Consider the following 24954-nt stretch of genomic DNA (forward strand, 5'->3'; position numbering starts at 1 on the left):
GGAACAACACCCACAACTCATCCGGCACCAACCGCTCAACCAGATCCGCCATGCATCGTTCAACGACTGACCACGCCATAAGAAACGACGTCTAAGGCCAGTACCTGACCCCGCTGCTCCTTTGCGACTCCGGAAACCCGGCTTGACCAGTCGATTCAAGATTGGTTCCAGTTTTACGGAAGGTCGGCCAAGCAGATTGATCCCGGACGGAAGAGCGTCGCTCTACGGGCGAACACAGCCTCGTCTCTGTTTCCGATAAGAAGGAGTCCCCATGCGTGTGCCGAAGCGGTTACTGACTGCTGCCCTCGTGACGACCGCCTCGCTGACCCTGCCCATCTCGACCTCGGCAGCTCAGGGGCCGGTGGCCGAGACGGTCTCCGCACCGAGGGCGGCTGCGCCCTGCGGTGGCGTGGCCAGTAGTCCGATATTTGGTGTCTGGGGTCCTGCGGGACGCTCCAGTTGCTCCTTCCTCGGCTCTTCCGCCAGTACCAAGCTCACCTACACGGTCTGGATTCCCCCGGGCACCCAGCAGTCTGCGACAGTCCAGGTGTGGGGCTACACAAACGGCGTGGGCAACTGGTTCAGCGCCGGCAACATCAAGTCCAGCACCGCCAATACCCGGGTTGCCGTCCCCTGGGGCAACAACGCCGCCACCCCCAGGATCCAGGTGATGTCAACCAATGTGGGCATGGCGAACGTCAGTTTCAGCCACTGACGGAAACCAATGCGTTATGAGGCACTGCTCTCCAGCGGCCCCGGCGATCCTGAGGCCGAGCCGGCGTCCTGAGCCGTGCCGTTCGCGATCAGCCGGTACCTGACGATCGGTCGGGTCGTGCGTTCGCTGGACGGACGGTGGCGCTCCCCGGCAGTGGGCCCGGATCTACGCGCGTGTGGATCCGGGCCCACTGCCAACCTCGGCTGGAAGCTGGCCGCCGAGGTCAACGGCTGGGCACCGGTGGGGCTGCTGGACAGCTACCCCACCGAACGGCACCCGGTCGGGGCCCGCGTGCTGGACTGCCGCTCGACCGGACCGGCCGGTTTTCGGTGGCAGGCTGGGCGGACCGGGTCGACCACGTCGTCGATGCCAGCGAGGAACTGGACGTGCCCACGGTGCTGTTGCGGCCGGACGGCCATGTGGCGTGGGTCGGTGAGGAGCAGCAGGATCTCGTAGAGGGGGCCGGTGTCAGGATGCGGCGCGGCCGGTCGAATCGAGTAGCCGGAGTTCTTCCACCGTGAGTCGGAGTGCTCCGGCGGCCACGTTGTCGACGAGGTGTTCCAGGTTGCCCGTTCCGGGGATGGCCAGCGTGTGGGGGCCCTGGTGCAGGGTCCAGGCCAGGCGGACCTGGGCGGGGGAGACGCCGTGCGCGCGGGCCACGGCGCGGACCTGCTCGTGCTCGGCCCGGACGGCTCCGGCCTCGCGCCCCTCCCCGGCGATGGAGAAGAAGGGCACGAACGCGATGCCGCGCGCCGCGCATGCCCGGAGCATCTCGTCCCCGCCGGGCGCATCGACGCCGTAGCGGTTCTGGACGCACACCACCGGTGCGATCTCCTGAGCCTGGGCCAGGTGCTCCGGGCGCGCGCCGGAGATCCCGAGGTGACGGACGAGCCCCGCGTCGCGCAACTCGGCGAGGGCCCCGAAGTGTTCGCTGACGGAGTCCTGACCCATGAGGCGCAGATTGACCAAGTCGAGCTGGTCGCACCCGAGTTGGCGTAGATTCTCCTCGACCTGGCCACGCAGTTGGTCGGGTCGCGCCGGGGTGGCCCACTCGCCGGTGGCGTCCCTCGCCGGACCCACCTTGGTGGCGATGACGAGATCGTCCGGATACGGCGACAGCGCCGCGTTGATCAATTCGTTGGCGGAGCGCAGCCGGGAGAAGTAGAAGGCCGCGGTGTCGATGTGGTTGACGCCGAGTTCTCGTGCGCGGCGGAGTACGCCGATCGCCTGGCCGCGATCGCTCGGGGTGCCCTGGTGGAAGGCGGCGCTGCCGGTCAAGCGCATGGCGCCGAATCCGATCCGGTTGACCGTGCGGTCACCGAGCGTCCATGTGCCGGCGGCTGTCGCAGAGACCGTGTGCGGTGTCATCTTCTCCATCAGCTCCATCAGCTCCATCGGATCGATCATCGCCCGTCAACGGTTCAAGGCGCGAGGTCCTGGAGTATGCGCAGGTGGCAGACGTGGCGGGAAGGCGCGAAGCGCCGGGGGAATGTCACAGCGTGAGCGGGAATCCCGTATGCGCGCTCCACGTTGTCATCGGTGATGACGGAGCCGAGTGGGCGTCACCGACAGCGGGCCGTGCCGAAGCCCGCGGGGCAGCCCGCCGTGTGATCCTCGCCCGCGTGGCCGTCAGTTCAGGAGCACGACCTCGCCGTCCGTGGCGTTCGCCATTCGGCCGCGCAGGCGTGCGGCATCCTGAGCGGGGGGCAGGCCGTAGGCGCGGCGGTACTCGCGGTTGAACTGGGTGGCGCTGGCGTAGCCGACGGTCTTCGCTATCTGTGCCGCCGTGGCGTCGCCGGCGAGCAACTGGCGCCGGGCAGCGTGCAGACGCAGGTGTTTCTGGAACCTCAGCGGGCTCATGCCGGTGGCTGCCTTGAAGCGCCGGTGGAGTGTGGCGGTGCTCATGTGTGCCACCGCCGCGATCGCCTCGACGCTGAGTGGCTCCGTGTAGTGGGCCGAGATCCAGGTGGCCGCCGAGCGCACGCCGGCGGCGGCGGAATCGGCCAGCGTGAACTGGCGCAGGGCGGGGCCGAGCGGGCTGCCGAGCAGTCGGTAGAGGATCTCGCTTTCGGTGCGGGCGGCCAGCGGACGGATGTCCTGGGGAGTGTCGAGCAGCCGTACCCACCGGGTGACGGCGTCGATGATCTCCGGTGTCATCGGCGCGGTGAGCGGCTCGCCGGAGTCGGGAGTTGTGCCCGGGGCCGTGTCGTCGAATTCCAGAAGCAGGTCGGCGAGCACCCGGCCGTCGAGCCGCAGTACCGCCGAGCGATAGGGCACCTCCTCGAACGTGGCGGTGACCGGCAGCACGAGCGAGTTGAAGATCATCTCCCCGCGCCCGGTGACCCAGCCGCGATCGCCCGCCGCCGAGCGCTTGGCGCCGCCGGCGATGAAGCAGACCATCGGCTCGTACAGCAGGTCGAGCGGGTCGGTGAACTCGTCGAGCGCGACCACCGTCAGATGCGGCACCGCACTGACGGACCACGCGCCGTCACGGTGGCGCGTGATGGCCGCCGCGAGCTGGTCCAGCATTCTGCACTCCCACCGTCAGGGGTCGTCAAGGGTTCGAGCTGAGAGGATCAGGCAATCCTGTGCGGCCCTGGCCCCATGCCCACGCGCGGTCGCGCTCCTACCGTTGACCGCATGACACAGTACGATGAAAACCTCCCGAAGCGGACACTCGGCTCCCAGGGCCTCACGGTGGGGGCCATCGGTCTTGGCACCATGGGCATGACCATGGCGTACGGCGCCGGCGACGAGGCGGGCGGCCTCGCGACCATCCGCCGGGCGTACGAACTGGGCGTCACCCTCTTCGACACCGCCGAGCTGTACGGCCTGGGCACCGGCAGCAACGAGCAGTTGCTCGGCCGTGCGGTGAAGGACTTCCGCCACGAGGTCGTGATCGCCACCAAGTTCGGATTCGACCTGACCGACCCGGAGCACGTGGGCACCGCCCTGGACAGCCGGCCGTCCCATATCCGCGAGGTCACGGAGAACAGCCTGCGGCACCTCGGAACCGACCACATCGACATCCTCTACCAGCACCGCGTCGACCCGGACGTGCCGATCGAAGACGTGGCCGGTGCGGTCGGTGAGCTGATCGCCGAAGGCAAGGTGCGGTTCTTCGGCCTCAGCGAGGCCGGCCTCGACATCATCCGCCGCGCCCACGCCGTCCACCCGGTCTCCGTCCTCCAGACCGAGTACTCGGTGTTCGAACGCGCCGTGGAGACCGACGTGCTCCCGGTCCTGCGCGAGCTGGGCATCGGCTTCGTCCCGTACTCGCCCCTGGGCCGCGGGTTTCTCACGGGCACCGTGAAGCCCGCCGCCGCGTACCCCGCCGACGACATGCGTAGCTGGGACGATCGCTGGCAGCCCGGTCATTACGAGAAGAACCTCATCGCCATCCGCGAACTGACCGCCCTCGCGGACACCAAGGGTGCCACCGTCACCCAGCTCGCCCTGGCCTGGCTGCTGGCCCAGGGCGACGACATCGTGCCGATCCCGGGGACCCGCAGCCCGCAGCGTCTCGCCGAGAACGTCGCCGCCTCGCATGTCGTGCTGACGCCGGACGACCTGGCGCGCGTCCAGGCCATCCTGCCCCACGGCGCGGCCGGCTCCCGCTACCCGGTGGCCATGATGCCTACCTGGTGACGGCCGGGCGCCGGGGCCACCGCCGATCGTCCCCCCCGGCAGTCCTGACGGTCGCGCGATCGTGTGGGGCCGGCGTCGAGTGGCGTGCGCAGTCGCTCGTGGCGAGGCCGGTCAGCCCTTCCGGATCAGGAACCGCTGATCGGCCGCTCCGGTACATCGCTCTTCGGTCGCCTCGGCTCCCTCGGTGGTGTCGTCGTCGGCGATGCCGACACACCGGCTGCTGTCGGCCGGGCGGAGCCGGAAACCCCCGGTGCTGTCGACGGCGCTGGGTTCCAGGCGGAACAGCGTGGCCTGGGTGCAGTCGTCCCGGGGTTCGAGCGTGCCCTTGACGGGGCCGGTGCTCATGACCGTCAGACAGCCCTTCCCCAACTGGGGGTGGTGCCACTGGACGCGGTACCGGCCCTCACCGACCGGTTCCAGATAGGTCCGCGGCACAGTGGCCTGGGCGCACGGACGCTGGACGGCGACGGCGCTGGCGTAGGCGCCGTCGCGATCGCGGCCGTCGGTCAGGCAGAGGTCGGGTGTACGGGCGGGGCGGATGGTGACCCAGCCGTCGGCGGGGACCGAGACAGCGACAGCCGGTGATTCCGGATCGGGTGAGCTGTCGCTGTCGGGAAGCAGCCACCAGGCGGTCACGACGAGCAGCGGGATCATGAGCGCGGTCGTGAGCGCGACGGCGCGGCGCCTGGTCCGGAGTGGCGCCGAGGCCGTGGATTCCCCGGTCCGGAGTTGCGCCGCGGTATCGGTATCGGGCCCGCCGTCGGGCGCCGGGGCGGGCCCGACCGCGATTCCTGCGGCGATCCGGTCCCTGACCTCCAGCCAGGCGTCCACGCGTTGCCCGTCCCCGCAGGCACGGACGAACGCGGCCAGCACCTCGGGTCGCGGCAGACTGGTGCGGCGCAGCATGTCGGCCAGCGTGCTGCGCGCGAGAGTGTCCCCGTTTCGGGCGGCCTGTTCCTCCAACTCGCGGAAGGTCAGCCCCGAACGCTCCTTGAGCTGTTGCATCGACTCGACCAGGCCGGCGGCGTCTCGGGCTTCGTACGGCGACAATTCCCCCAGGTTCCCCATGCGGGTCATCCTGCTGCGGTCGTGTCATGAAGTGCAACGGCGGATTCCGCCATACCAGGCCACAGCCCCGCTCAACGACCGATCAGTAGGGGTTCGGTCTGACGCGGCCAGGGGCTGTTCTGTCCGCTGTGTCCTGGACCTCTGACAGCCCGGTGGCCGCCGACGCCTACGGCAACCATCTGATGATGACACCGGAGGCCAACGCGGAGACCGCGCGTTCGCTGCTGACCGACCCCACACAGGCCCACCGGGACGGGATGCTCCTCACGCTCCGCTCGGCCCCCAGCGAGCGGGCGGTCGAGATCATGCGCGCGAGCCTGGAACGCAACTTCCAGCAGGCGCTCGCCGACGAACTCGAAGGGCCGCACGCCGTCGCCCGCGCCGCCCTGCTCGTCGCCATCTGCACCGGGGTCCAGTTCACGCGCAATGTGCTCCACAACAGCGCCCTGGTCGACGGCGATCCCGAGGTGCTGGCGGACCTCCTCAGGACGGCCCTGGACGCCGTTGCCACCGCCCCGCCCGTTCCGGACGCCGCGGAGTAGGCCCTCGGCGTTCCCGTTTCGGGTTTCAGCTCAGGCGGATTCGACTCCGAGCCCGCGGTGGTGCGTACGTACGCTTGGTTCGCGGGCCGCCACACCGTGCACAGGCGAAGTGGCACAGGCCGTCACAGCATTGCCCCGCGCGTACGGTGTGGACCATGCCGGGCAGCCGTGAGGTGACGGGCGGCCCCGGCGCATCGAGGCCGGTCAGCTCAGCGGCGGGGTAACGCCGTAGGACCAGTTGAGATCCATCCGCGTCTCTCGTTCCCCCACGACCTGAAGGCTGTCCAGGCGGGCGAGTTCCACGTCGGTGAGCGTCAGCCGGGCGGCGCCGATGTTCTCCTCCAGGCGGGAGACATGCAGTGTGCCGGGGATCGGGACGACATCGAACGCCTGCGCCAGCAGCCACGCGAGCGCGACCTGACCGGGAGCCGCGTCATGGGCGGTGGCGATCTCCTTGACGACCGCCACGGCGGCGAGGTTGGCCTCGAACGCCTCGCGGGCGAAGCGGGGCATCCCCCGCCGGTAGTCGTTCTCGGACAGGTCGTCGAAGGATGTGATCGTGCCGGTCAGCATGCCTCGGCCCAGCGGGCTGTAGGGCACGACGCCGATACCGAGCTCGCGGGTGAGGGGGATGACCTCCTTCTCGATGTCGCGCGACCACAGTGACCACTCGGTCTGGATCGCGGTGATCGGGTGCACGGCGTGGGCGCGGCGGATCGTGTCGGGTGCCGCCTCACTGAGGCCGAGGTGGCGCGCCTTGCCCTCGGTGACGAGCTCGGACATCGCGCCGACCGTCTCCTCGACCGGGACGTCGGGGTCCATCCGGTGGTAGTAGTACAGGTCGACATGGTCGGTACCGAGCTGGGTGAGCGAACGCTCGATCCGCTCGCGGACGTACTCGGGCCGGCCGTTCATGACCGGCTTCTCGTCACCGACCGTGGCCCGGACGATGCCGAACTTGGTGGCGACGACGCTGTCGCGCCGCCGCCGGTTCACGCTCGGCGAGCAGGTCGAAGCCGCTCCGCACGATCCCGCCCGTACGACGCCGGATGCCCTCTCAGTGATCACGTCCGACGTGAGGCGTCCCGGTCGGCTTCCTGAGCCGCACGCTCCAGCCGGCTCCTGTACTCCTCCCACCACGCCGGGGCGCCCGGCGCCATGCCGGAACGATGCCGAGGCCGCCGGTACGGCGTGGCCGGCGTGATCCGGCACCGCGTGTACGCGAACAGTGCGTACAGCGTAAGGACGTTGTTATGGTCGCAGGGGCCATGCACAGGGCGTACGGGGGTGCACCATGGAGTTGGGCAGCGCTGCGCCGAGTGACACGTCGGTCGCGAGGATTCTGGGAGCCCAAGGCCGGCCCGAGGGAGCCGGGTTCCTCACCACACACCGTGAAGTGATCACCTGCGCGCATGTGGTGGCCAGGGCACTGGGCGCGCCGCTCGACGCGACCGAGGCACCGGCCGGACGCTTATGGGTCGACTTCCCGCTGGCGGAGGGCGGCCGCCCGGTGGAGGCGGTGATCCGGTCGTGGACGCCGATCGGGGCCGATGGCTCCGGGGACATCGCCGTCCTGCGGCTGCTCGCCGACGCGCCCGCCAAGGCCGCGGTGGCCCGGCTGGTGGAGCATGTGGCCGAGCCCGACCGCAAGGTACGCACCTTCGGATTCCCGCCCGACTACGACGACGGCGTGTGGAGTGTCGGCCGGCTCCGGGGACGGACGGGCGCGGGCTGGCTCCAGTACGACACCGATCCGGCCAGCGAACACCGTGTACGCAAAGGTTTCTCCGGCGCGCCGGTCTGGGACGTCACCGAGGGCGGTGTGGTCGGCATGGTGGTCGCCGCCGACGGTCGGCGCGATGTGCGCACGGCGTATCTGATTCCGACGGAGACACTGCGCGAGACCTGGTCGGATCTGGCCGAAGCGGCACGCCCGGCCTGCCCGTTCCGGTCCCTGGAACCCTTCGAGGAGCGCGACGCGCTGTTGTTCCACGGCCGTGAGGAGCCGGCCCGGCGCATCGTGGACCGGCTCGGCTACGCGCCGGCGACCAGTCTGGTCGGGCCGTCCGGCTGCGGGAAGTCCTCCTTGCTGTACGCGGGGGTGCTGCCCCGGCTGCGCGGCCGCCAGGACCTGGAGATCGTGCTCTTCCGTCCCGGGCAGCTCGGCCGGACCCCGCTCGCCGCCCTCGCCCTGGCCCTGCTTCCGCGTCTCGAACCGGAACTGACCGAGACCGCGCGCCTGGCGGAACTGCCCCGACTGACCCAACTGCTGCGTGAGGGCCAGATGCCCGCGGTCGTCGACCGGGTGCTCGCCCGGCAGGGCAAGAACAGACTGCTCGTCGTCGCCGACCAGTTCGAGGAAGCGCTCATCGGCACGGAACAGGCGGAACTGGACGCGCTGGCGGACGCGCTGGGATACGTCCTGCGCCCCGGGTCGCGGCTTCAGCTCGCGACGACCCTGCGCTCCGACTTCCTCACGCCCGCCCTCAACCACCCCGGTCTGGCCCCGCTCCTCGGCGGCGACCAGTTGTTCACCGTGGGAGCGATGTCCGACGACGAACTGCGCGCCGCCGTCGTACGCCCGCTGGAACGCACCGGTGTCTCGTACGAGGCGGGGCTGGTGGACCGGATCCTGGGCGACCTCGGGAGCGATCCGGGGCGCCTGCCCCTGCTGGAGTTCACCCTCACCAGACTCTGGGAGAACCAGGACCGGCGGCACCGTGTCATGCGCCATGCCGCGTACGAGTCCCTGGGCCGGGTCGACGAGGCGCTGGTGACCCACGCGCAACAGGTCTGGGAGAGCGGTCTGACGCGGGAGGAACACCCGGCGGCCCGCGCGCTGCTCGTCCAGCTCGTTCATCCGGGGGACGGCCGCACCGCCCCCACCCGGCGTACGCTCGCGCGCTCCGAGCTTCGCCCGGAGCAATGGCGCATCGCCCAACGGCTGATGACGACCCGTCTGGTGGTGCCGGGGGAGGAGTACCGTCCCGCCGACGGGCCACCCGAGGAAACCGTGGAGCTGGCCCACGAGACGCTGCTGACCCGGTGGGACCGGCTGCGCGAGTACTTCGAGACGGACCGCGACTTCCGCGTGTGGCAGGAGGACCTGCGCCGGCGGACCGCCCAGTGGACCAGGAACGAGCGGTCCGCCAAGCGTTTGGTACGAGGGGCCGAGCTGCGCGACGCGAGGGCGTGGCGCTCGCGCAAGGAAAGTGAACTGGCCCCGGTGGAGGCGGAGTTCATCGAGGCGAGTGTCCGTGGCGCGCGGCGCCGCCGGATCACGCTCACCGCGCTGACGCTCGGGTTGCTCCTGGTGATGGGGACGGCGACCTGGGCGTGGCGCGACGACAACCGGACCGAGGCGGCCGAGGCGTCACGGGTCCTGCTCCAGCAGTCCCGCGACGCCGAGGAGGCCACCGCCGACGGGGGAGCCAGATACACGGCGCTGCTCCTTGCCCTGCGCGCCTATCGCACCCAGGACAACAGCCGGACCCGCGCGCGGATCGGCGAGATGCACGCGCGGTACGGTTTCGCCGACCTGGTCGCACCGCGGTACGCCACGACGGCCTCCACCCTGCTCACGGCCCTCGGGGAGGTGCCGGGCCCGTCCGTCGCCGATGCCGGGGCCCGGGTGATCGCCGCGTCGGCCGCCGACGGGAACGTGGTGGTTCTCCGTCTGGACGGCTCCGGGGTCCGCCGGCAGCCCACGGAACAGAAAGCCGAGATCACGGCGGTCAGCCCGGACGGCTCCCTGGTGGCCATGGCGGAGTCGTGGAGCGACCTGCTGTCTCCCCCCAGCACCCCGTCGGGGCCGCCGGACATGGGCGGGCGGCCGGTGCGGCTGTACGACGTGCGGACCCAGGACGTCCGCCGACTGGAACGCCCCGAGAAGGGGGACCCGCTCCCGGAGGTGTCGGCCGAGGTGCCGGGATTCCCGGACCTGGAGATGCCCGATCTGCCCGACATACCGGGTCTCACCGTGCCCACCCAGTACGCGCGGCTCGCCTTCACACCCGACGGCGGGTCGCTGCTGGGGCAGACGGGTCTGTTCGGCGAGGACGGCTGGCTCATTCTCTGGGACGTGGCTCACGGACGGATCAAGAAGATCATGCCGGGCCTCCCCGAGTCCGTCGCGGCACTGTGGCCGAGCGCCGGCGGGGAGCACATGCTCACCCTGTCCGAGGCGATCGGGGGGCTCTCGTCGTCGACCATCACACTCACATGGTGGGACCTGACCGGAAAGACCCCCACCGGGCAGGAGGTCCTGAGCTGGGAGAGCACGACCGAGCACACCGTCGTGGTGGATGTGAGCCCGGATCTGACCCGGGTGGCGGTGGCGGAAACGTACCTCAATGACTTGAAGGTGAGCCACCGGCTGGCCGTCCACAAACTGCCCGGTGGTGAGCTCGTGTCGCAGGAACGGACCGCACAGCAGGAGGCGGTGGCCGGAATCTCGGTGGCCGACGAGGGCTCACGCGTACTGGCCTACGGGACGCTCGGCCTGCCGGCGTCCGGCACGCCGGCCGACGACGGCCCCATCACCCGGCTCGACAGCCGATGGGCGGTGGATCTGCTCGGCTCGGGCGCGGAACTGTCCGCGCTCCTGTCCGACTCGGGCGTGCTGGCCGTCGTCGGATCCGATGACGGAGACGCGGTACGCAGACTTCCGCCACCCGCCGCCAAGGCCGGGGGAACGCCGTCGGCCGCCGACGCCGGACGATGGACGGCCGGCCTCTGCCGGATCCTCGGCGACGACACACTGCCGCCGGCCGCCGCGGAGAAAGTGCCGCCCGGCGCCTACCGAGGTCCAGTGTGTTCCTGGGGAAAGGACAGCGTCTCCTAGGGCCCGATGTGCGGCCCGGTACAGCCCGGCACGGGAGACGCCGGGGAACGCCCTCCCCGGCCAGGCCCGTGCGGGCCTACCCGGGAGTGGTGAGGCGGGGCCGCCACAGGTCGCGGAGCAACGCGATCTCGGCCATGTGGTGGATGAATTCGAGATTGGCCCCCGCCAGCACACTGATGTAGCGGTCGTCGGGGTCGGAGCCGTACGGGTACCGCGAGAAGCCGACCGTGTCGAGCTGCTCCTCGGTGACGGTGGCGACGCTCTCGCGCCAGCGGTCGATCAGCGCCCAGAACCGGTCGAGTGCCAGGGCGGCGGAGGGGGTGAAGTCGACCAGCAGCTTCGGTTCCCGCCGCCGTTCACCGAAGGTCCACTCCCACTGGCCCGCGAAGCAGAAGTGCAGATGCCCCAGCCGCCACGCGATGGTCGTGACCGGCGTCTTGTCGGGCTCCGGCGCACCGGTGTGGGCGAGGACCCGCTCGACCCGCTCGACACTCACACTCCAGTCGGCGGCGATCTTGGCGACGGTCATGCCACCGGCGGCCTGCCGGGCGACCTCGGCGTACTCGCTCGCCGGGATGTCCGGGGCGCCCAGGTCGAGCACCCACTCGCCCGGCCCGAACGCCCTGGGCGTCGCCGCCTCGCCCCGGCGCCGGACCGACCAGCAGTCGGGCACCGGCTCCCACAGGTACTCCTCGTCGCCGAGGCCCGTCAGCCGCACCTGGGCCATCTCCCTCGCCTGGTCGAACTGTTCGAGCAGCAAGCCCAAACGGTCGGTCCGCACGGCCTCGATCCCCATGCCTGGCTCCCTTCGCCGTCGCGTCGTGCACCGCACTGCGCCCAGGCGGAAGGTAGCGGCTCACCTCACGGGGCGCGACCGATTTCCTCGCCCACGAAGCGATGCGGCCCCACCCGCGTCACCGCACGCGTTCGGGCCCGGGTACGGCCCCGGCCGTCGGCGCGGGGCCGGCGGCCGGGGCCGCTGGTCAGTCGGACGGGGTGGCTCAGTCGGCCGGGGCGGCGAAGTAGTGGCCCTTGTCGAGGTCGTCGAGGAGTCCGGGCTGCGTCGGCCGCCACCCCAGCAGTTCGCGGGTGTGCGCGCTGGAGGCGGGGCTGTCCATGCCGAGGAAGGCGGCCAGCCAGGTGAAGTGCCCGGCCGCGTCGTCGGGGGAGACCGAGGCCACGGGCAGGCCGAGGTGCCGTCCGATCACCTCCGCGACCGCACGGATCGGCACTCCCTCGTCCGCGACCGCGTGCAGTGTGGAGCCCGCCGGAGCGCTCTCCAGCGCCAGACGGAAGAGGTGCGCGGCGTCGGACCGGTGTACGGCGGGCCAGCGGTTGGCGCCGTCGCCGATATAGCCGGAGACGCCCTTCTCGCGGGCGACGGCGACCACGGTGGCGAGGAAGCCGTGGTCCCCGTCGCCGTGCACGGTCGGAGGAAGCCGTACGACGGACGAGCGGACGCCGCGGTCCGCGAGGGCGGCCGTCGCGTGCGCGTTGGCCAGTCGCCCGGCCGGGCCGGCGGTCCGGCGGGCGGGGAGCGGGGAGGACGCCTGCCCGTCCCGCTCGGTGGCGACCTGACCCGGCGCCACCCCGAACACTCCGGAGGCGATGAGGAGCGGGCGGTCGGAGCCGGCGAGGGCCTCGCCGAACGTGTCGATGGCACGCCGGTCCGCGTCGGCGGCGTCCTCGAAGCCGCCGCTGAACGCGATGTCGTGCTTGAAGGCGAGATGGATCACGCCGTCGGACTCGGCAGCCGCGCCGCGCAGGGTGTCGAGATCGTCGAGTGTGCCGCGGCACACCTCGGCGCCGGCCTCGGTGAGTGCGGCGGCCGAGGCGGCCGAGCGGGCGAGCCCGACGACCTGGTGGCCGGCGCCGATGAGCTCCGGAACAACGGCTGAACCGATCCAGCCGGACGCGCCGGTGATGAACACACGCATGAGGAGAACCTCCGGATAGGTCGGGCATTCCCACCGCCCGGCACCGGACTGCCCGGGGCACGGGCCGGCGGAGTGTGGGTTGATGTCAGTGACTGTCATCGACAGTACACCTGATGTCAGTCACTGTCATCACGTAGGATCGGGGGATGAGTCGATGGGAGCCGAACGCGCGCGGGCGACTTGAGCAGGCGGCGCTGGACCTCTACAGCGAGCGCGGGTTCGAGCAGACCACCGCCGCGCAGATCGCCGAACGCGCGGGCCTCACCGAGCGGACGTTCTTCCGGCACTACGCCGACAAGCGCGAGGTGCTCTTCGGGGGTGCACGGATGCTGGAGGAGATCTTCGTGGACACCCTCGCCGGCACCCCGGACACGGCCGCGCCGATCGACGCGATGGCCTCGACGCTGGAGACCGTCGCCGCCCTCTTCCTGGAGCGCCACGAGCACGCCCGGCAGCGCCAGGCCGTCATCATGGCGAACGCGGATCTGCGCGAGCGCGAGCTGATCAAGCTCGCGTCGCTGTCCGCGGCGCTCGCCGCCACGCTGCGCCGGCGCGGCGTCAAGGACCCGGCCGCGAGCCTTGCCGCGGAGGCGGGCATCGCCGTCTTCAAGGTCGGATTCGAGCGCTGGGTCGACGCCGACGGGGAACGCACCCTGGCGGACTTCTTGCGGGAGTCGCTCGACGAACTCAAAGTGGTGGCCGCGGGCGAGTGACGGCAGGGCCCGCCGGGCGGCGGGCCATCACCGGTCCGTCCGCGGGCGGTCGGCCACAGCCCCTCCGCCCGGGGGCGCGGTGCGGGCCGGACCGTCCGTCAGGCGCGGGGCGGCGTGAGGCGCGGGGGACTCACTTCAGCAGTGCGCGGGTCTCACTTCAGCAGCAGGGAGCGGAGATGGGCCGACACGTCGGCCAGGCTGCCGTGCTCCTGGAGGATCTCCCGTTGCCGGTTCGCCCAGGAACCCCTCGCGCGCATCTCCGCCAACAGGTCGTTGACCAGGGCGAGATCTCCCGCGTCGGACAGGGCGGGAGTGACATGCCTCAACAGCCGGTCCACCAGGGTCCAGGCGGGCAGCGGGCGCCCGGAGGGCAGGTCCAGGGCGTCGCCTTCCAGACCGTACCGGGCGGCTTGCCAGTGGGCCGCGCTCAACAGCTGATCGGAGACGGCGGGGGGCGGGGCGTCGCGTTCCACCGCCTCCAGACATGTGGCGACCAGCGCACGGGTCAGTCCCGCCAGCAGGGTCACGGTGTCGCTGGTGGGGCAGACGTCCATGACCCGTATCTCGATGGTGGGCACGACTTCCGAGGGGCGGGCGAACCAGTACGTCATCTTCCGGTCGAGGATCACTCCCGAGCCGACCAGGCTGTCCAGCAGGGCGTCGTAGTGCGCGGCGTCGGCGAACAGCGGAGCCGGACCGGCCACCGGCAGATACGACCACCATGTTGACCGAAAGCTCGCGTATCCGGTGTCCTCGCCCAGTGAGTACGGGGAGTTGGTGGCGAGCGCCTGGAGCGTGGGCAGCCAGGTCCGGAGATGATTGCTCACCCGGACGGCATGCTCCCGGTCGGGCATACCCACGTGGACATGCATGCCGCACGGTATATGACCGAACACGAGCGCGCCGTATTTCTCGCGGATCTTGCGATGGCGGGAGCCGCTGGTCGGCGGCATGTACGGCCCGGGTATCAGCTCCGTCCCGCACGCCAGCACCCCGCAACCCGCCTTCTCCGCGGCCGCGGCGGCGGCGGAGCGCAACGAGCGCACATCGTCGGCCAGCAGGGAGAGTTCGCTGTGGGGCTCCGTCACGGCCTCGACCAGGGCCGCGGAGGCCTCCGGCTTCAGGCGCTGAGCGGGTCCGGTGGGGGCCGCGGCTGCTATCACTTCCTCAAAGGCAGGCACGGCCGACCCGCTGTCCAGGTCGACCAGAAAGAACTCTTCCTCCACACCGACGGTGAGCGGTCGCGTCATCGGGTTCCCTTCCCGGACAGGACTCAGGAGTTTTGAGTATGTGCGCCCCGGGCGTCCCCCGCTTGACCGTTCACCCATAACCGGCCAAGTGCCCTCGCCCCGAAAGCACCCACTACCGCGAGCTCCACTCGCAAAGGCCCGACCGGTGACACGGCCCTTGCCGTCCAGGAGGGAATGTCGGCCCAAGGGCCGGGCACGGCACCGTCGATGGTGCCGTGCCCGGCCGCCTGTCACACGTATGCCCCGCTCACGATCTCCGTGGGTCCCGCGCCGTCGGGGCGCCGCGCCGGGGACTCAGCCGCAGTGGCGGAAAGCGTCCGTGGTGCCGCCGGTGGTGACCAGGCCGGAGCTCTGGTCGAGGACCACGACGGTGGCCGGCTGTGTCTGTCCGCCTCGGCACCTGATGTCCGCGACGTATTGCCACCCCGGCAGGGTGCCGGAGGCGCTGACGTTCAGCCAGCCCAGCGAGTACGGCCCGGTCGTGTTGATCCCGACCGCGTAGAACCGCACCACCCCGTTCGGGCTGAGCCCGCTGCCGGTCGCGGACAGGTAGCCGCCCAGTTGGTGGAACGAGGTGGAGACCGACACCCCGCCTCGCGGCGTCGCCCCCGGGTCCGCCAGCCGCCACGGAGCGTTGGCGTTGTCACCACGGGCCTGGTCGCGGCTCGCCGGCGGTACGCAGACGTGGTCCGACGGCCGCGTCTCGCGCCAGACGTAGCCCTGCTTGCAGGTGTCCGGCCCGTAGACGCCGCCGTTCGGCTCCCGGCGCGACGGGCCCAGTGAGTTCTCCGTCGTGGTCTGCGAGCGGATCTGCGGTGTCACACAGACCAGGTCGGCCGGGACCGCCTCCCGCCATACGAAGCCCGCCGCGCAGGTGTACGGCCCGTACGGCAGGTCGGCCGCCATGGCCGACGGGCCCGTCGCCACCAGACCTGTCAACAGCGCCACCGCCGCGATCAGCCCCGCCAGCGCGCGCCGTAGGAAGCCGGAGCCGTCTTCCTTCACGGCACTTCTTCTGTCATGCATGTTTTCTCCTCGGTCGGTCCGCCGTCGCGGCGGCCGAATTCGGCCGCCGGAGTCTCACCACAGCGGTGAGCGCACTGCTTTTCGGTGCACCCGGCCGTGACACGTCCCGCTCGTCTCCGGTCGGCTCCGGCATTCCATCGGATGACCCCCATTCGACGAGGGGGAGATGCGCAGCCAGGACCGGTGATGTGGAGTTCGAATTCATCGGGATTTCCCCTGGACGTGTCAATTCCGCAGCCAGGTCAGGAATGGTTCCGTGCGTCATGCGCGAGCGGTGTGAAACCTATCTTTGAGGCGGTGTCATGTCGTGAGTAATGCGATACTCAGTCCGACGGCGGCGGGCCCGCGGGCCCCGCGGGCGGGGCTGATCCACGCGGAAGGGTCACCGATGGAAGACCGGGCAGAGCAGCATCCGATATCGCCGGGATCCTCCGTACACGAGGCCCATCTGTCCCCTCCCTCCTGGCCGTTCACGGGCCGGGACGGAACGCTGGCCGAGCTGTCGTCGCTGATGAAGGACTCGGCCCGGCCCGCGCTGCTGATCACGGGTCCTGTCGGCGTCGGCAAGACGCGGATGGCCCGGGAAGTGCTGTCCGGGGCCGCTCCGTCACCGGAGCGATTACTGACGGCGTCGGCCACCGGAAGCGTCGCGGGGATTCCCTTCGGTGCCCTGGCGCACCTGTTACCGACCACGTTGCCCACGGCCGACGGGCGTCCCAATCTGCTGCGCGTCCTCGCCGACGGACTGCTCGCCGACCCGGCGGTGAACGTACAGGACGCACAGCGGACCCTGTTCGTCGACGATGTACATCTGCTCGACGACGGTTCGGCCTCTCTCCTGCTGCATCTCGCCGTACGGGGCGGCATACGGATCGTTCTCACCGCGCGTTCCGGTGTACCGCTGCCGGACGCCGTCGAGGCGTTGGTACGCGGAAACTACGCGGACCGGGTCGATCTGCCGCCGCTGAGCGCCGATTCCGTCGGCCGCCTGCTGGAACGGACGCTGCGCGGGCAGGTGCAGACCGCGACCGCGCGCAGGCTGTGGCGGTGCAGCGGCGGCAATGTGCTGTGGTTGCAGCAGCTCGTCGACGCGGGACTCGCCTCCGGGACACTGGCGGTCGTGGCGGACGTGTGGCGCTGGCAGGGACCGTTCCAGCTCAGCACCCGTCTGGTCGACCTGGTGGGCCGGCGCATCGGGCGGCTCACCGCGCCGGTGCAGCGTGCCGCGGAACTCCTGGCGTTCGGGGAGCCCCTCGGTGTCACGGTCCTCGAACAACTCACCGGCGCCACGGTCATGGACGAACTCCACCGCCGCGACCTGATCGTGAGCGAGGAGGACGGCTGGCGCACCCAGGTGAGGCTGGCTCATTCCCTCTACGGTGAGGTACTGCGCCGGCGGACGCCCCCTCACCGGCGGCGGCGCCACTGCCGGGAGCTGGCCGAGGCGATCGGGCGGACAGGCATGCGCCGACGCGAGGATCTGGCCCGCGTCGGCGGCTGGCGTCTGGAGGCCGGCGATCTCACCGATCCGCGGTTCCTCCTCTCCGCGGCCGACCATGCCGTTCTGACCATGGACTTCACCCTGGCGGCACGGCTGGCGCGAGCGGCGGGTGACGCCGGGGGCGGTGAGCCGGCCCGGCGGGCCCTGGCCGTCGCGCTCGGCTACACCGGGCACGGTGTGCAGGCGGAGCAGGTTCACAGCGGCCTGTCGCAGACCGTCACACCCGAGGCCGATCAGTTGCGGTCGGTGCAACTGCGGGCCGCCAATATGTATCTCTCCCTCGACCGGCCCGGCGACGCCCTGGAACTGCTGCGCCATGCGGAAGAGACGATGACCGATGACACCGCGCGCGCCGAACTGGCCGCCCTCCAAGCCGTCCTGCTCGCGACGCAGGCCGACTGGCCGGCGTACACGCGGGCCGTCACCCGCGCCCGGCAGTGCGCGTCACCGAACCCGCGGACGATGGTCAGGACGCGCTACGCCGAGTGCATCGATCATTTCTGCCACGGGCGGACGGACGCCGCGTTACGGACGATCGAAGCGGCACTGGCCCTTCTGCCGGGCGAGGACGACATACCCTTCCTGCGCGCCGGTCTGCTGAGCTGGCAGTCCAACGCCCAGGCGTTCTCGGGACGGCTGAGCGAGGCCGAGGCAAGCGCTGTCGCCCAGTACCAGCGGGCACAGGACTCCGGGTGGGTGGGCGGCCAGGGTGCCTGGCAGTTCTACCTCGGCAGGATCGCCGCGCGCCGGGGACATCTGCGATCGGCCCAGCGGCACATGCGCGAAGCGGCCTCCACACTGCGCGACGACACCACCTGGGGCCAGCAGGCGCTGCTGTTCGGTGAGTGGGCCACCGTAGAAGCGCTCACCGGTAACGCCGCCAAGGCGCAGGCCCTGCTCGACGAGGCCCATCTCGCCCATGTGCGGTCCTACCGCATCCTCCACATCCTGGCCTTTCGGATGGCCCAGCCGTGGATCCTGGCCGCTCAGGGCCGTCTCCGCGACGCCGCCCGGCAGGCGCTGCTCACGGCCGGGGACGCCCGGCACCAGCAGGCCCTGCTGTGGGAGGCGGAGCTGCTGCACCTGCCGGTGCGCCTCGGGCAGTCCGCGGCCGTCTCCGGCCGGCTCGTCGAACTCGCCGCCCTCTGCGACACCCCGCACATCAGGATCTACGCCGAGCACGCCGGTGCTTTCGCCGACCGCGACGCGTCCGCCATGGAGCGGGTCTGCGCGGCGTTCCAGAGCGCCGGCATGTATCTGCACGCGGCCGAGGCCGCCGCACACGCGGCGCGTCTGTGGTCACGCGAGGGAGACACGGTGCACGCGCAACGGGCCGCCGACCGCTGCCTTCAACTCGCGCAACGCTGCGAGGGCGTGATGACACCCGCTGTCCTCGCCTGCTGGACCCCCGAACTGACCGACCGGGAACGTGACATCGCGCGCCTCGCCGCCGCAGGACAGAGCAGCCGGCACATCGCGAGTCAGCTGGGCATAGGGGTGCGTACCGTCGACAACCACCTCCACCGCGTCTACCGCAAGACCGGTGTGACCAGTCGGGGAGAACTCCGGAACGTTCTCACACTTGGCCTCTTCGAAGCCGCCGAGGAGGCCGGGGACCGCTGACCACGCGGGACCGCCCGGAGTCTCCGTCTTCGCCTCGGTGCCGAGGGGCTGAGGCCACTGCACGACGGCGGCGCCGGCCGAACAGTTCCTGGCTACCTCACCGTGTGCGGGGAGTGGGACGGCGCGGTGGCGACGGCGTCGAGTGCCGACCTGAGGTAAGGCGCCAGGATCTCGGGATCCCCGTCGAGCAGGGCGCTGTTGCCGACGATGTTGCGCATGAACTGGACGCCGCTGCAGATGGCCACGAGCAGGGCGGCGCGGGCGGCGGCGTTCGGGCCGGTGAGCTCGTCGGTGAGGGCGCGCCGGAAGTTCTTCTCCAGGCTGTCGCGCATGATCTCCACCGCGCGTTCGCTCGATGCCGAGCGCAGGGTGAGGAGCAGTCCGTCGTCGTGGGCCCGGGTGGGATCCGCGAGCAGTGAGCGGGCGGTCTCCGCGTTGGCCTACGGCGTCATCATCAGGTGGTCGGCGAAGGCCTCCTCGACCACCTGGGTGAACAGCTTTTCCTTGGAGCCGAAGTAGCGGCTGATCAGCCGTGGGTCGATGCCCGCGAGGCCGGCGATCTCCCGCATGCCCGCCGCGGCGTAACCCGAGCGTGTGAAGACCTCCCGGGCCGCGTCGAGGATGGCTCGCTTGGTGGCCGCCGAGTCCCGCTTGCGGGGCGCGATGTCGCGCACGGCTGGGTTGTCGGTCATCCGGCCAGGATAGATAGCCGCGCCGCCGGGTTGTCCCGGTGAGGCCGGTTCGCGCGGGTGTGAACGACGGCACGCCCGGCCCGTCGGCTTACCCATCCACGAGTGTGGACACATACGCCATCGACGGTGTGTGAGTGCTCTTACCTCAATGTAAGAGTGCTATGACGTCGGTCGGGCGGGGCGGTCAGGACGGGGTTCGGGGCCGGCCGGAGCGGAGTCCGCCGGGGATGGGCGCCTGCCGGATGTGCCCTCCGGTCGAGTGTCGGCATCACGGGGCGGGTGTAGTTTTCTTGTATGGGTGATGCCCGATATGTTCGCTTCGGTGTCCTCTCGCCGGAGTCGGCGGCCGGGAGAAGGTGAGGGCGTGGGCCCCGCGGGCAGTGGTTCTGTGGGTGCCTTGGGCTCCGGCGCGGAGCCGCTCGACAGCGGTCTGGTCCACGTGGTGCGCGAGATCGGCGCGTCCGTGGGCGCGGTGTACGTGCTGCCGCCGGGCGAGCGTGTGCTGCGGCTCGCGGCGCTCTGCGGGATCTCGCGGAAGATCGCCACACCCTGGACGCGGGTGGCGCTGACGGACCGCTCACCGGTGGCCGACGCCGTGCGTGAGCGCCGTGTGGTGTGGCTGAGCGGCCAGGAGGAGCTGGCGTGCCGCTACCCACGACTCGCCCTGATGCTTCCCTTCCGCTTCATGCTGGCGGCCGCCCCGATCACCACCGGCGCCACCGCCTGGGGTGGACTGGTGCTGCACTGGCCCGGCTCCCACCCACCGCACCTGAGTCCGTCCGAACGCCATGCGATCGACACCGTCTGCGGCTCCCTGGGCCGGCTGCTGCGGCAGACCGAGGCCGACGGCCTGCCGTTGCCGGTCGGGGACAAGCCTCGGGTGCTGCCGCCGCATCGGCCGCGCACCGCCTGGCCCGCCGAGGCGCAGGCCGCGGTCGACTTCGCGGAAAGACTTCCAGGAGGGTCCTGCGCGCTGACCCTGGACGGCAGGATCGCCTTCATCACCACCGCTGCCGCCGACCTCCTCGGCGGCAGCGTCCCCGAACTGCTGGGTGCCCCCATCTGGCAGGCGCTGCCGTGGCTGGACGGACCGGTGGTCGAAGAACGCTGCCGCGGCGCCATGATCAGCTGGCAGCCGACGTCCTTCACGGCCGTGCGCCCACCGGACCGGTATCTGTCCTTCCACCTCTACCCGGACGGTTCCGGGGTCAGCCTCCGCATCGTTCCCGCCGACCGTGGAGCAGCGGACCCGGCGGGGGTACTGCGGCCCGCGCCCGCCGCCGAGCCCGGCCGGGCGGGAGCCCTGTACCACCTGATGCATCTGGCCGCCACGCTCACCGAGGCCGTCAGCGTGCAGGACGTGGTCGACCGGACCGCCGACCAGTTGCTGCCCGCCTTCGGGGCCCAGGCACTCGCCCTGATGACCGCGGAGGAGGGCCGTCTGCGGATCGTCGGCCACCTGGGGTACACCGCCGAACTCATGGATCAGTTCGACGTCGCGCCGCTGACCTCCACCACCCCCGCCGCGCGTGTCCTGACCACCGGGGTACCCGCTTTCTTCGCCACCTTCGAGGAGCTGAGGCGGGCGCATCCTCCGGCGGTCCTCCGGGACGGCAAGGGTGCCTGGGCCTTCCTGCCGCTGATCACCTCCGGGCGTACCGTCGGCTCGCTGGTGCTCGCGTACGACCGGCCCCACCCCTTCGCCCAGGAGGAGCGGACCTGCCTCATCTCCGTCGCCGGACTGGTCGCCCAGGCTCTGGACCGCGCACGTCTGTACGACGCCAAGCACCGCCTCGCCCACGGCCTCCAGGCCGGTCTGCTGCCCCAGATCCTGCCCGCCGTCCCCGGTCTGGAGGTCGCCGCCCGCTATCTGCCCGCCAGCCATGGCATGGACGTCGGCGGCGACTTCTACGACCTCATCCATCTCGGCGGCCGCGCCGCCGCCGCGACCATCGGCGATGTCGAGGGTCACAACGTGAAGGCCGCCGCCCTCATGGGACAGGTGCGCACCGCCGTCCACGCCTCCGCCGGCGTGCCGCCGGGAGAGGTCCTGGCCCGTACCAACCGGCTGCTCACCGACCTGGACCCCGGTCTGTTCACCAGTTGTCTGCATGTCCATCTGGACCTGCTGCGCCACCAGGGCCGCCTGGCCACCGCCGGCCACCCCTCACCGATCCTGCGCCACCCCGACGGGCACGCCGAAGTTCTCCACGTCCCGCCGGGGCCCCTGCTCGGCGTCGATCCCGCCGCCACCTATCCGTCGAGCGAGATCCCCCTGCCTCCGGGCACCGTTCTCGCCCTGTACACCGACGGACTCGTCGAGGCTCCCGGCATCGATCTCGACGACGCGACCGACGCCCTCGCCGAGCGTCTCGCGCGAGCCAAGGGCCAGAAGATGGAAACCCTCGCCGACGCCCTCGTCCATGACGCCGAGCGGTCGGAGATCCGCGGCGACGACATCGCCCTGCTCCTCATCCATGTGCAGGAAACAGGTGGATGACCTCAAGGCCCCACGGATCGCGGTCGCGTCCGCTGCGGCTGCGGCTGCCCCTGCCCCCTGCCCTGTTCGTGATCCCACGGCGGTCACGGTGCGAAGGCGCGCCGGACGGTCAGGGCGAGTGCTGCGCGGCGGCGGTCGTGTTCGGCCTCGGCCTCTTCCTTGCTTGCGGTGTACATGACGCTGGCGGGTGACCAGGTCATCGACATGGCGGTGACGAGGGAGAGGACTTCGAGCGGGGAGACGGACGGGTCGACGAGGCCCTTCTCCTGCGCGTCGGCGATCGACCGGAGTTTGGTGTCGTCGTGCCCCGGCATGAAGTGGAACAGATCGCCGGTGGGGGTGCGTTCGAGGCGGGCCCAGGTGGCCAGGCGGACCAGCTCCGGATGGACGAGGTAGGAGTCGTAGAGGCGGACCGCGTAGCCGGGCAGATCGTCGCCGGTGACGGGGACCGTCTCCACGATCATGTCGAGGTGCTCCGCGAAGACGGCGTCGAAGAGCTCGTCCTTGCTGCGGTAGTACTTGTAGATCTGCGCCTTGTTGACTGCCGCGTTGGCGGAGATGCGGTCGATGCGCGCGCCGGCGATGCCGTAGGCGGCGAACTCGGCCGTCGCGGCGTCGAGCAGACGACGCCGCGACGCCTGGCCCACGCTGGTGATCTGTCCGGTCTTCATGGACTCCATGATAAAACAAACCAGTTCGTTACTTGCGCGGGGCCAGGCGCCCTCCGGTGTCCCGGCGGGACGGTCACGGACGCTGTGCCGCCATGTCGAGGACGAAGCGGTAGCGGACGTCGTTGCGGTCGAGCCGGTCGAGAGCCTCGTTGACCTGGTCGGGGCGCATGATCTCGACATCGGCGACGATGCCGTGCTCGGCACAGAAGTCGAGCATCTCCTGTGTCTCGACCGTTCCGCCGCTGCCGGCGCCGGCCAGGGTCTTCGCGCCCTGGATCAGGCTCAGGGGGCTGACCCTGATGTCCTCGTCGGGAATGCCCACCAGGCAGAGGGTGCCGTCCATGGCGAGCGCGGACAGGTAGGGCTCCAGCGAGTGCGGTGCGCCGACGGTGTCGAGGATGAAGTCGAAGCGGCCGCGTTGGGCGGCCATCCGCTGTTCGTCCGTGGACAGGACCACGTCGTCCGCGCCCAGGCTCCGGGCCTCCGCGGCCTTGTCCCTGGTCCGGGTGAACTGGACGGTCTCGGCTCCGAGTGCGTGGGCGAGTTTCAGGGCGAGATGGCCGAGCCCGCCCATTCCGACGATGCCGACGGTCTTTCCGGGGCCCACTCCCCAGCGCTTCATCGGGGCGTAGGTGGTGATGCCCGCGCACATCAGCGGCGCGGCGCCGGCCGGGTCGAGTTCCGGCGGCAGGTGGTAGGCGAATCCCTGCGGCAGTACGTACTCGGAGGAGTATCCGCCCCGGGTCGGACCGCCGTCGCGGCGGTCGGTGTTGCCGTAGGTGAGGGTGGGGAACTCCGTGCACCAGTTCTGCCGGCCGGCCAGACAGGGCGGGCAGACTCCGCAGGAGTCGATGATGTTGCCCACCGCGACCTTGTCGCCGACCGCGAACCGGGTCACCGCGCTGCCGACCGCGGTGATCTCTCCGGTCAGCTCGTGGCCGGGAACGAGGGGGAACTGGCTGCCGTGGCGGATCGCGGAGATGTCGGTGAAGCAGACTCCGCAGTACGCGACCCGTACGGCCACGTCGTCGGCGAGGAGGTCGCGCCGGGTGAAGTTCCAGGGTTCCAGGGGGCCGCCCCGCTGGTGGGCGGCCCATCCGCTGACGTTCCTCATGAGGTGGATTCCTTCCGTCGCCCGCGACCACGAGGCCGCCTGGGACACGGACCGCGGTTCACAGGCGAAAAACAAACTGGTTCGTTGCCTCAGGGGAACGTAACGCTCCCGGGCATCCCAGTCAAACGAACTAGTTTGTTTATGCCGATGGCACACGCCGGAACCCGTGACCGGTGGGCCGGATCGGAGTGCGTGGACCAGCCGTCCTCCGGCGCCGCCGCGGGGGAGCGGATTCGTCCGCGGCTCCGGTGATCGCGAGTGTCCGGCCGGGGGAGAGGACCAGCAGGTCGAGGGCGGGGGGGCGACCCGTCCACCGGATTCCGGTGGCTGTGCCAGGCGGGCTCCCGCCTCTGTGCGCCGCGACTCGGTGCGTCAGTCGAAGCACGCCACGGCGACCTCGACGGTCGTCATGAGGAACCGCCGGTCGGGGTTGATGGCGCCCATGACGCGCAGCCCCTGGGCGGTCATCACGAAGAAGCGGGCGAGGTCGCCGGCGGGGCGGTTGCTCGAGATCTCACCACTCGCCTGCGCGTGGCTGATCACCTCGGTGAGCGCGTCCTCCAGGGCGTCGACGGTGGAGCGCAGACGCTCCGCGACGACGCGATCGTGAGGAACGCGTTCCGTGGCCGCGCTCACGATGAGGCAGGCCAGCCGGTCGCCGTCGTTCACGATGTCGTCGACCAGGTCCACGAGGACCGCTCGGATCAGCTCCCGGACCGGGGCGCCGCTCCGGAAGATGTCGATCAGAGGCAGGGCGTAGTTCTGCCGGTACCGGTCGACGGCGGCCAGATACAGGCCCTCCTTGCTGCCGAACGCCGCGTACAGGGATCCTCTCCCCACCCCGGTGGCGTCGATGAGGTCCTGTACGGACGTCCCCTCGAAGCCGCGGACGCGGAACGCGTTCATGGCGGCCTCCACGGCGGCCTCCGTGTCGAACTCCCTGACCCTCGCCATGGCGCGACCCTACGTTATATGGAACGTATGGTCAATTAAAGAGGCGCTGCTTGGGCGCTTGCTCATCCACGTACTTGACTTGACGTTCAAGAGCATGCGGCGGGGTGCGGCATGCGAGGGCCGCCGGATCCGTTTCGGCGGCATCCGAGGGTCGCCA

20 protein-coding genes and 1 pseudogene are annotated in these 24954 nt (G+C 70.8%); 8 read left to right on the plus strand and 13 right to left on the minus strand.

Translation table 11 applies throughout. The features are described from left to right. Window positions 1–271: 271 nt before the first annotated feature. Window positions 272–715: a hypothetical protein gene (locus tag ACFYYH_RS31025; protein ID WP_388558060.1), complete on the plus strand. Its 444-nt coding sequence runs from the start codon at window positions 272–274 to the stop codon at window positions 713–715. 105 nt (window positions 716–820) lie between these two features. Further along, window positions 821–1236 (plus strand): annotated as a pseudogene (locus tag ACFYYH_RS31030) (FAD-dependent monooxygenase); the annotation flags it as partial. Here ACFYYH_RS31030 and ACFYYH_RS31035 read toward each other — a convergent pair. Together ACFYYH_RS31035 and ACFYYH_RS31040 are read right to left on the minus strand one after the other, a co-directional pair. After that, window positions 1184–2083, minus strand: coding sequence for an aldo/keto reductase (locus ACFYYH_RS31035; RefSeq protein ID WP_388558239.1), 900 nt, complete (start codon window positions 2081–2083; stop codon window positions 1184–1186). The pseudogene ACFYYH_RS31030 and the gene ACFYYH_RS31035 sit on opposite strands and share 53 nt — an antisense overlap. Window positions 2084–2344: 261 nt before the next feature. Next, window positions 2345–3244 (minus strand): AraC family transcriptional regulator N-terminal domain-containing protein, encoded by a 900-nt coding sequence (locus ACFYYH_RS31040; RefSeq protein ID WP_388558063.1) that lies wholly within the window; start codon window positions 3242–3244, stop codon window positions 2345–2347. A gap of 111 nt (window positions 3245–3355) precedes the next feature. On the opposite strand from ACFYYH_RS31040, the gene ACFYYH_RS31045 reads away from it, so the two are divergent. Continuing rightward, window positions 3356–4363, plus strand: a complete 1008-nt coding sequence (locus ACFYYH_RS31045) for an aldo/keto reductase (RefSeq protein ID WP_388558066.1) — start codon at window positions 3356–3358, stop codon at window positions 4361–4363. 111 nt (window positions 4364–4474) lie between these two features. Here the strand turns inward: ACFYYH_RS31045 and ACFYYH_RS31050 are convergent, their stop codons facing one another. Further along, on the minus strand, window positions 4475–5431 hold the full coding sequence (locus tag ACFYYH_RS31050; protein WP_388558069.1) for an RICIN domain-containing protein: 957 nt from the start codon (window positions 5429–5431) through the stop codon (window positions 4475–4477). Between the two features lie 128 nt (window positions 5432–5559). On the opposite strand from ACFYYH_RS31050, the gene ACFYYH_RS31055 reads away from it, so the two are divergent. Further along, complete coding sequence (locus ACFYYH_RS31055; protein ID WP_388558072.1) at window positions 5560–5973, plus strand: hypothetical protein; 414 nt, start codon at window positions 5560–5562, stop codon at window positions 5971–5973. A gap of 204 nt (window positions 5974–6177) precedes the next feature. Here the strand turns inward: ACFYYH_RS31055 and ACFYYH_RS31060 are convergent, their stop codons facing one another. After that, on the minus strand, window positions 6178–6969 hold the full coding sequence (locus ACFYYH_RS31060) for an aldo/keto reductase (RefSeq protein ID WP_388558075.1): 792 nt from the start codon (window positions 6967–6969) through the stop codon (window positions 6178–6180). 298 nt (window positions 6970–7267) lie between these two features. Here ACFYYH_RS31060 and ACFYYH_RS31065 point away from each other — a divergent pair, with 298 nt between their 5' ends. Continuing rightward, window positions 7268–10816: a trypsin-like peptidase domain-containing protein gene (locus tag ACFYYH_RS31065; protein WP_388558077.1), complete on the plus strand. Its 3549-nt coding sequence runs from the start codon at window positions 7268–7270 to the stop codon at window positions 10814–10816. Between the two features lie 76 nt (window positions 10817–10892). On the opposite strand, the gene ACFYYH_RS31070 is transcribed toward ACFYYH_RS31065, so the two are convergent. Next, window positions 10893–11612: a DinB family protein gene (locus ACFYYH_RS31070; RefSeq protein ID WP_388558080.1), complete on the minus strand. Its 720-nt coding sequence runs from the start codon at window positions 11610–11612 to the stop codon at window positions 10893–10895. Between the two features lie 205 nt (window positions 11613–11817). Continuing rightward, window positions 11818–12753 carry an SDR family oxidoreductase gene (locus tag ACFYYH_RS31075; RefSeq protein WP_388558083.1) on the minus strand — a complete coding sequence of 312 codons (936 nt, stop codon included), beginning with the start codon at window positions 12751–12753 and terminating at the stop codon, window positions 11818–11820. A gap of 146 nt (window positions 12754–12899) precedes the next feature. Between ACFYYH_RS31075 and ACFYYH_RS31080 the strand changes: the two genes are divergently transcribed. Continuing rightward, a complete protein-coding gene (locus ACFYYH_RS31080) occupies window positions 12900–13466 on the plus strand; it encodes a TetR family transcriptional regulator (protein WP_388558086.1) in 567 nt (188 codons plus the stop codon). Window positions 13467–13618: 152 nt separating this feature from the next. Here ACFYYH_RS31080 and ACFYYH_RS31085 read toward each other — a convergent pair whose 3' ends face one another. After that, entirely contained in the window at window positions 13619–14716 is a 1098-nt protein-coding gene (locus ACFYYH_RS31085) for a glutamate--cysteine ligase (RefSeq protein ID WP_388558089.1), read from the minus strand. A gap of 294 nt (window positions 14717–15010) precedes the next feature. Beyond that, window positions 15011–15742: a hypothetical protein gene (locus ACFYYH_RS31090; protein ID WP_388558091.1), complete on the minus strand. Its 732-nt coding sequence runs from the start codon at window positions 15740–15742 to the stop codon at window positions 15011–15013. 388 nt (window positions 15743–16130) lie between these two features. On the opposite strand from ACFYYH_RS31090, the gene ACFYYH_RS31095 reads away from it, so the two are divergent. Next, entirely contained in the window at window positions 16131–18866 is a 2736-nt protein-coding gene (locus tag ACFYYH_RS31095; protein ID WP_388558094.1) for a LuxR C-terminal-related transcriptional regulator, read from the plus strand. 92 nt (window positions 18867–18958) lie between these two features. On the opposite strand, the gene ACFYYH_RS31100 is transcribed toward ACFYYH_RS31095, so the two are convergent. Both ACFYYH_RS31100 and ACFYYH_RS31105 read right to left on the minus strand, forming a co-directional pair. Then, a complete protein-coding gene (locus ACFYYH_RS31100) occupies window positions 18959–19282 on the minus strand; it encodes a hypothetical protein (protein ID WP_388558241.1) in 324 nt (107 codons plus the stop codon). Window positions 19283–19306: 24 nt separating this feature from the next. After that, window positions 19307–19558 carry a TetR/AcrR family transcriptional regulator gene (locus ACFYYH_RS31105; protein ID WP_388558097.1) on the minus strand — a complete coding sequence of 84 codons (252 nt, stop codon included), beginning with the start codon at window positions 19556–19558 and terminating at the stop codon, window positions 19307–19309. 388 nt (window positions 19559–19946) lie between these two features. Between ACFYYH_RS31105 and ACFYYH_RS31110 the strand changes: the two genes are divergently transcribed. Further along, complete coding sequence (locus ACFYYH_RS31110; protein ID WP_388558100.1) at window positions 19947–22058, plus strand: SpoIIE family protein phosphatase; 2112 nt, start codon at window positions 19947–19949, stop codon at window positions 22056–22058. 83 nt (window positions 22059–22141) lie between these two features. Here ACFYYH_RS31110 and ACFYYH_RS31115 read toward each other — a convergent pair whose 3' ends face one another. The 3 genes from ACFYYH_RS31115 to ACFYYH_RS31125 all read right to left on the minus strand — a co-directional run bounded on the left by ACFYYH_RS31115 (window position 22142) and on the right by ACFYYH_RS31125 (window position 24797). Beyond that, window positions 22142–22729, minus strand: a complete 588-nt coding sequence (locus tag ACFYYH_RS31115; RefSeq protein WP_388558103.1) for a TetR family transcriptional regulator — start codon at window positions 22727–22729, stop codon at window positions 22142–22144. A 73-nt stretch (window positions 22730–22802) separates the two neighbouring features. Continuing rightward, window positions 22803–23843 carry an NAD(P)-dependent alcohol dehydrogenase gene (locus tag ACFYYH_RS31120; RefSeq protein WP_388558105.1) on the minus strand — a complete coding sequence of 347 codons (1041 nt, stop codon included), beginning with the start codon at window positions 23841–23843 and terminating at the stop codon, window positions 22803–22805. 372 nt (window positions 23844–24215) lie between these two features. After that, entirely contained in the window at window positions 24216–24797 is a 582-nt protein-coding gene (locus ACFYYH_RS31125) for a TetR/AcrR family transcriptional regulator (protein WP_388558107.1), read from the minus strand. Window positions 24798–24954 lie beyond the last annotated feature (157 nt).

Origin of the sequence: Streptomyces sp. NPDC002018, assembly GCF_042890865.1 — a bacterium.
In the GTDB taxonomy this organism is placed as follows: domain Bacteria; phylum Actinomycetota; class Actinomycetes; order Streptomycetales; family Streptomycetaceae; genus Streptomyces.

What these genes read in the sequence shown, in the direction of transcription:
- ACFYYH_RS31080 (WP_388558086.1), top strand. Translation starts at nt 12,900, where the DNA reads ATGAGTCGATGGGAGCCGAACGCGCGCGGGCGACTTGAGCAGGCGGCG.
- ACFYYH_RS31085 (WP_388558089.1), bottom strand. Translation starts at nt 14,716, where the DNA reads ATGACGCGACCGCTCACCGTCGGTGTGGAGGAAGAGTTCTTTCTGGTC.
- ACFYYH_RS31095 (WP_388558094.1), top strand. Translation starts at nt 16,131, where the DNA reads ATGGAAGACCGGGCAGAGCAGCATCCGATATCGCCGGGATCCTCCGTA.
- ACFYYH_RS31050 (WP_388558069.1), bottom strand. Translation starts at nt 5,431, where the DNA reads ATGGGGAACCTGGGGGAATTGTCGCCGTACGAAGCCCGAGACGCCGCC.
- ACFYYH_RS31115 (WP_388558103.1), bottom strand. Translation starts at nt 22,729, where the DNA reads ATGAAGACCGGACAGATCACCAGCGTGGGCCAGGCGTCGCGGCGTCGT.
- ACFYYH_RS31125 (WP_388558107.1), bottom strand. Translation starts at nt 24,797, where the DNA reads ATGGCGAGGGTCAGGGAGTTCGACACGGAGGCCGCCGTGGAGGCCGCC.
- ACFYYH_RS31025 (WP_388558060.1), top strand. Translation starts at nt 272, where the DNA reads ATGCGTGTGCCGAAGCGGTTACTGACTGCTGCCCTCGTGACGACCGCC.
- ACFYYH_RS31045 (WP_388558066.1), top strand. Translation starts at nt 3,356, where the DNA reads ATGACACAGTACGATGAAAACCTCCCGAAGCGGACACTCGGCTCCCAG.
- ACFYYH_RS31090 (WP_388558091.1), bottom strand. Translation starts at nt 15,742, where the DNA reads ATGCATGACAGAAGAAGTGCCGTGAAGGAAGACGGCTCCGGCTTCCTA.
- ACFYYH_RS31040 (WP_388558063.1), bottom strand. Translation starts at nt 3,244, where the DNA reads ATGCTGGACCAGCTCGCGGCGGCCATCACGCGCCACCGTGACGGCGCG.
- ACFYYH_RS31065 (WP_388558077.1), top strand. Translation starts at nt 7,268, where the DNA reads ATGGAGTTGGGCAGCGCTGCGCCGAGTGACACGTCGGTCGCGAGGATT.
- ACFYYH_RS31035 (WP_388558239.1), bottom strand. Translation starts at nt 2,083, where the DNA reads ATGACACCGCACACGGTCTCTGCGACAGCCGCCGGCACATGGACGCTC.
- ACFYYH_RS31075 (WP_388558083.1), bottom strand. Translation starts at nt 12,753, where the DNA reads ATGCGTGTGTTCATCACCGGCGCGTCCGGCTGGATCGGTTCAGCCGTT.
- ACFYYH_RS31070 (WP_388558080.1), bottom strand. Translation starts at nt 11,612, where the DNA reads ATGGGGATCGAGGCCGTGCGGACCGACCGTTTGGGCTTGCTGCTCGAA.
- ACFYYH_RS31105 (WP_388558097.1), bottom strand. Translation starts at nt 19,558, where the DNA reads ATGACCGACAACCCAGCCGTGCGCGACATCGCGCCCCGCAAGCGGGAC.
- ACFYYH_RS31120 (WP_388558105.1), bottom strand. Translation starts at nt 23,843, where the DNA reads ATGAGGAACGTCAGCGGATGGGCCGCCCACCAGCGGGGCGGCCCCCTG.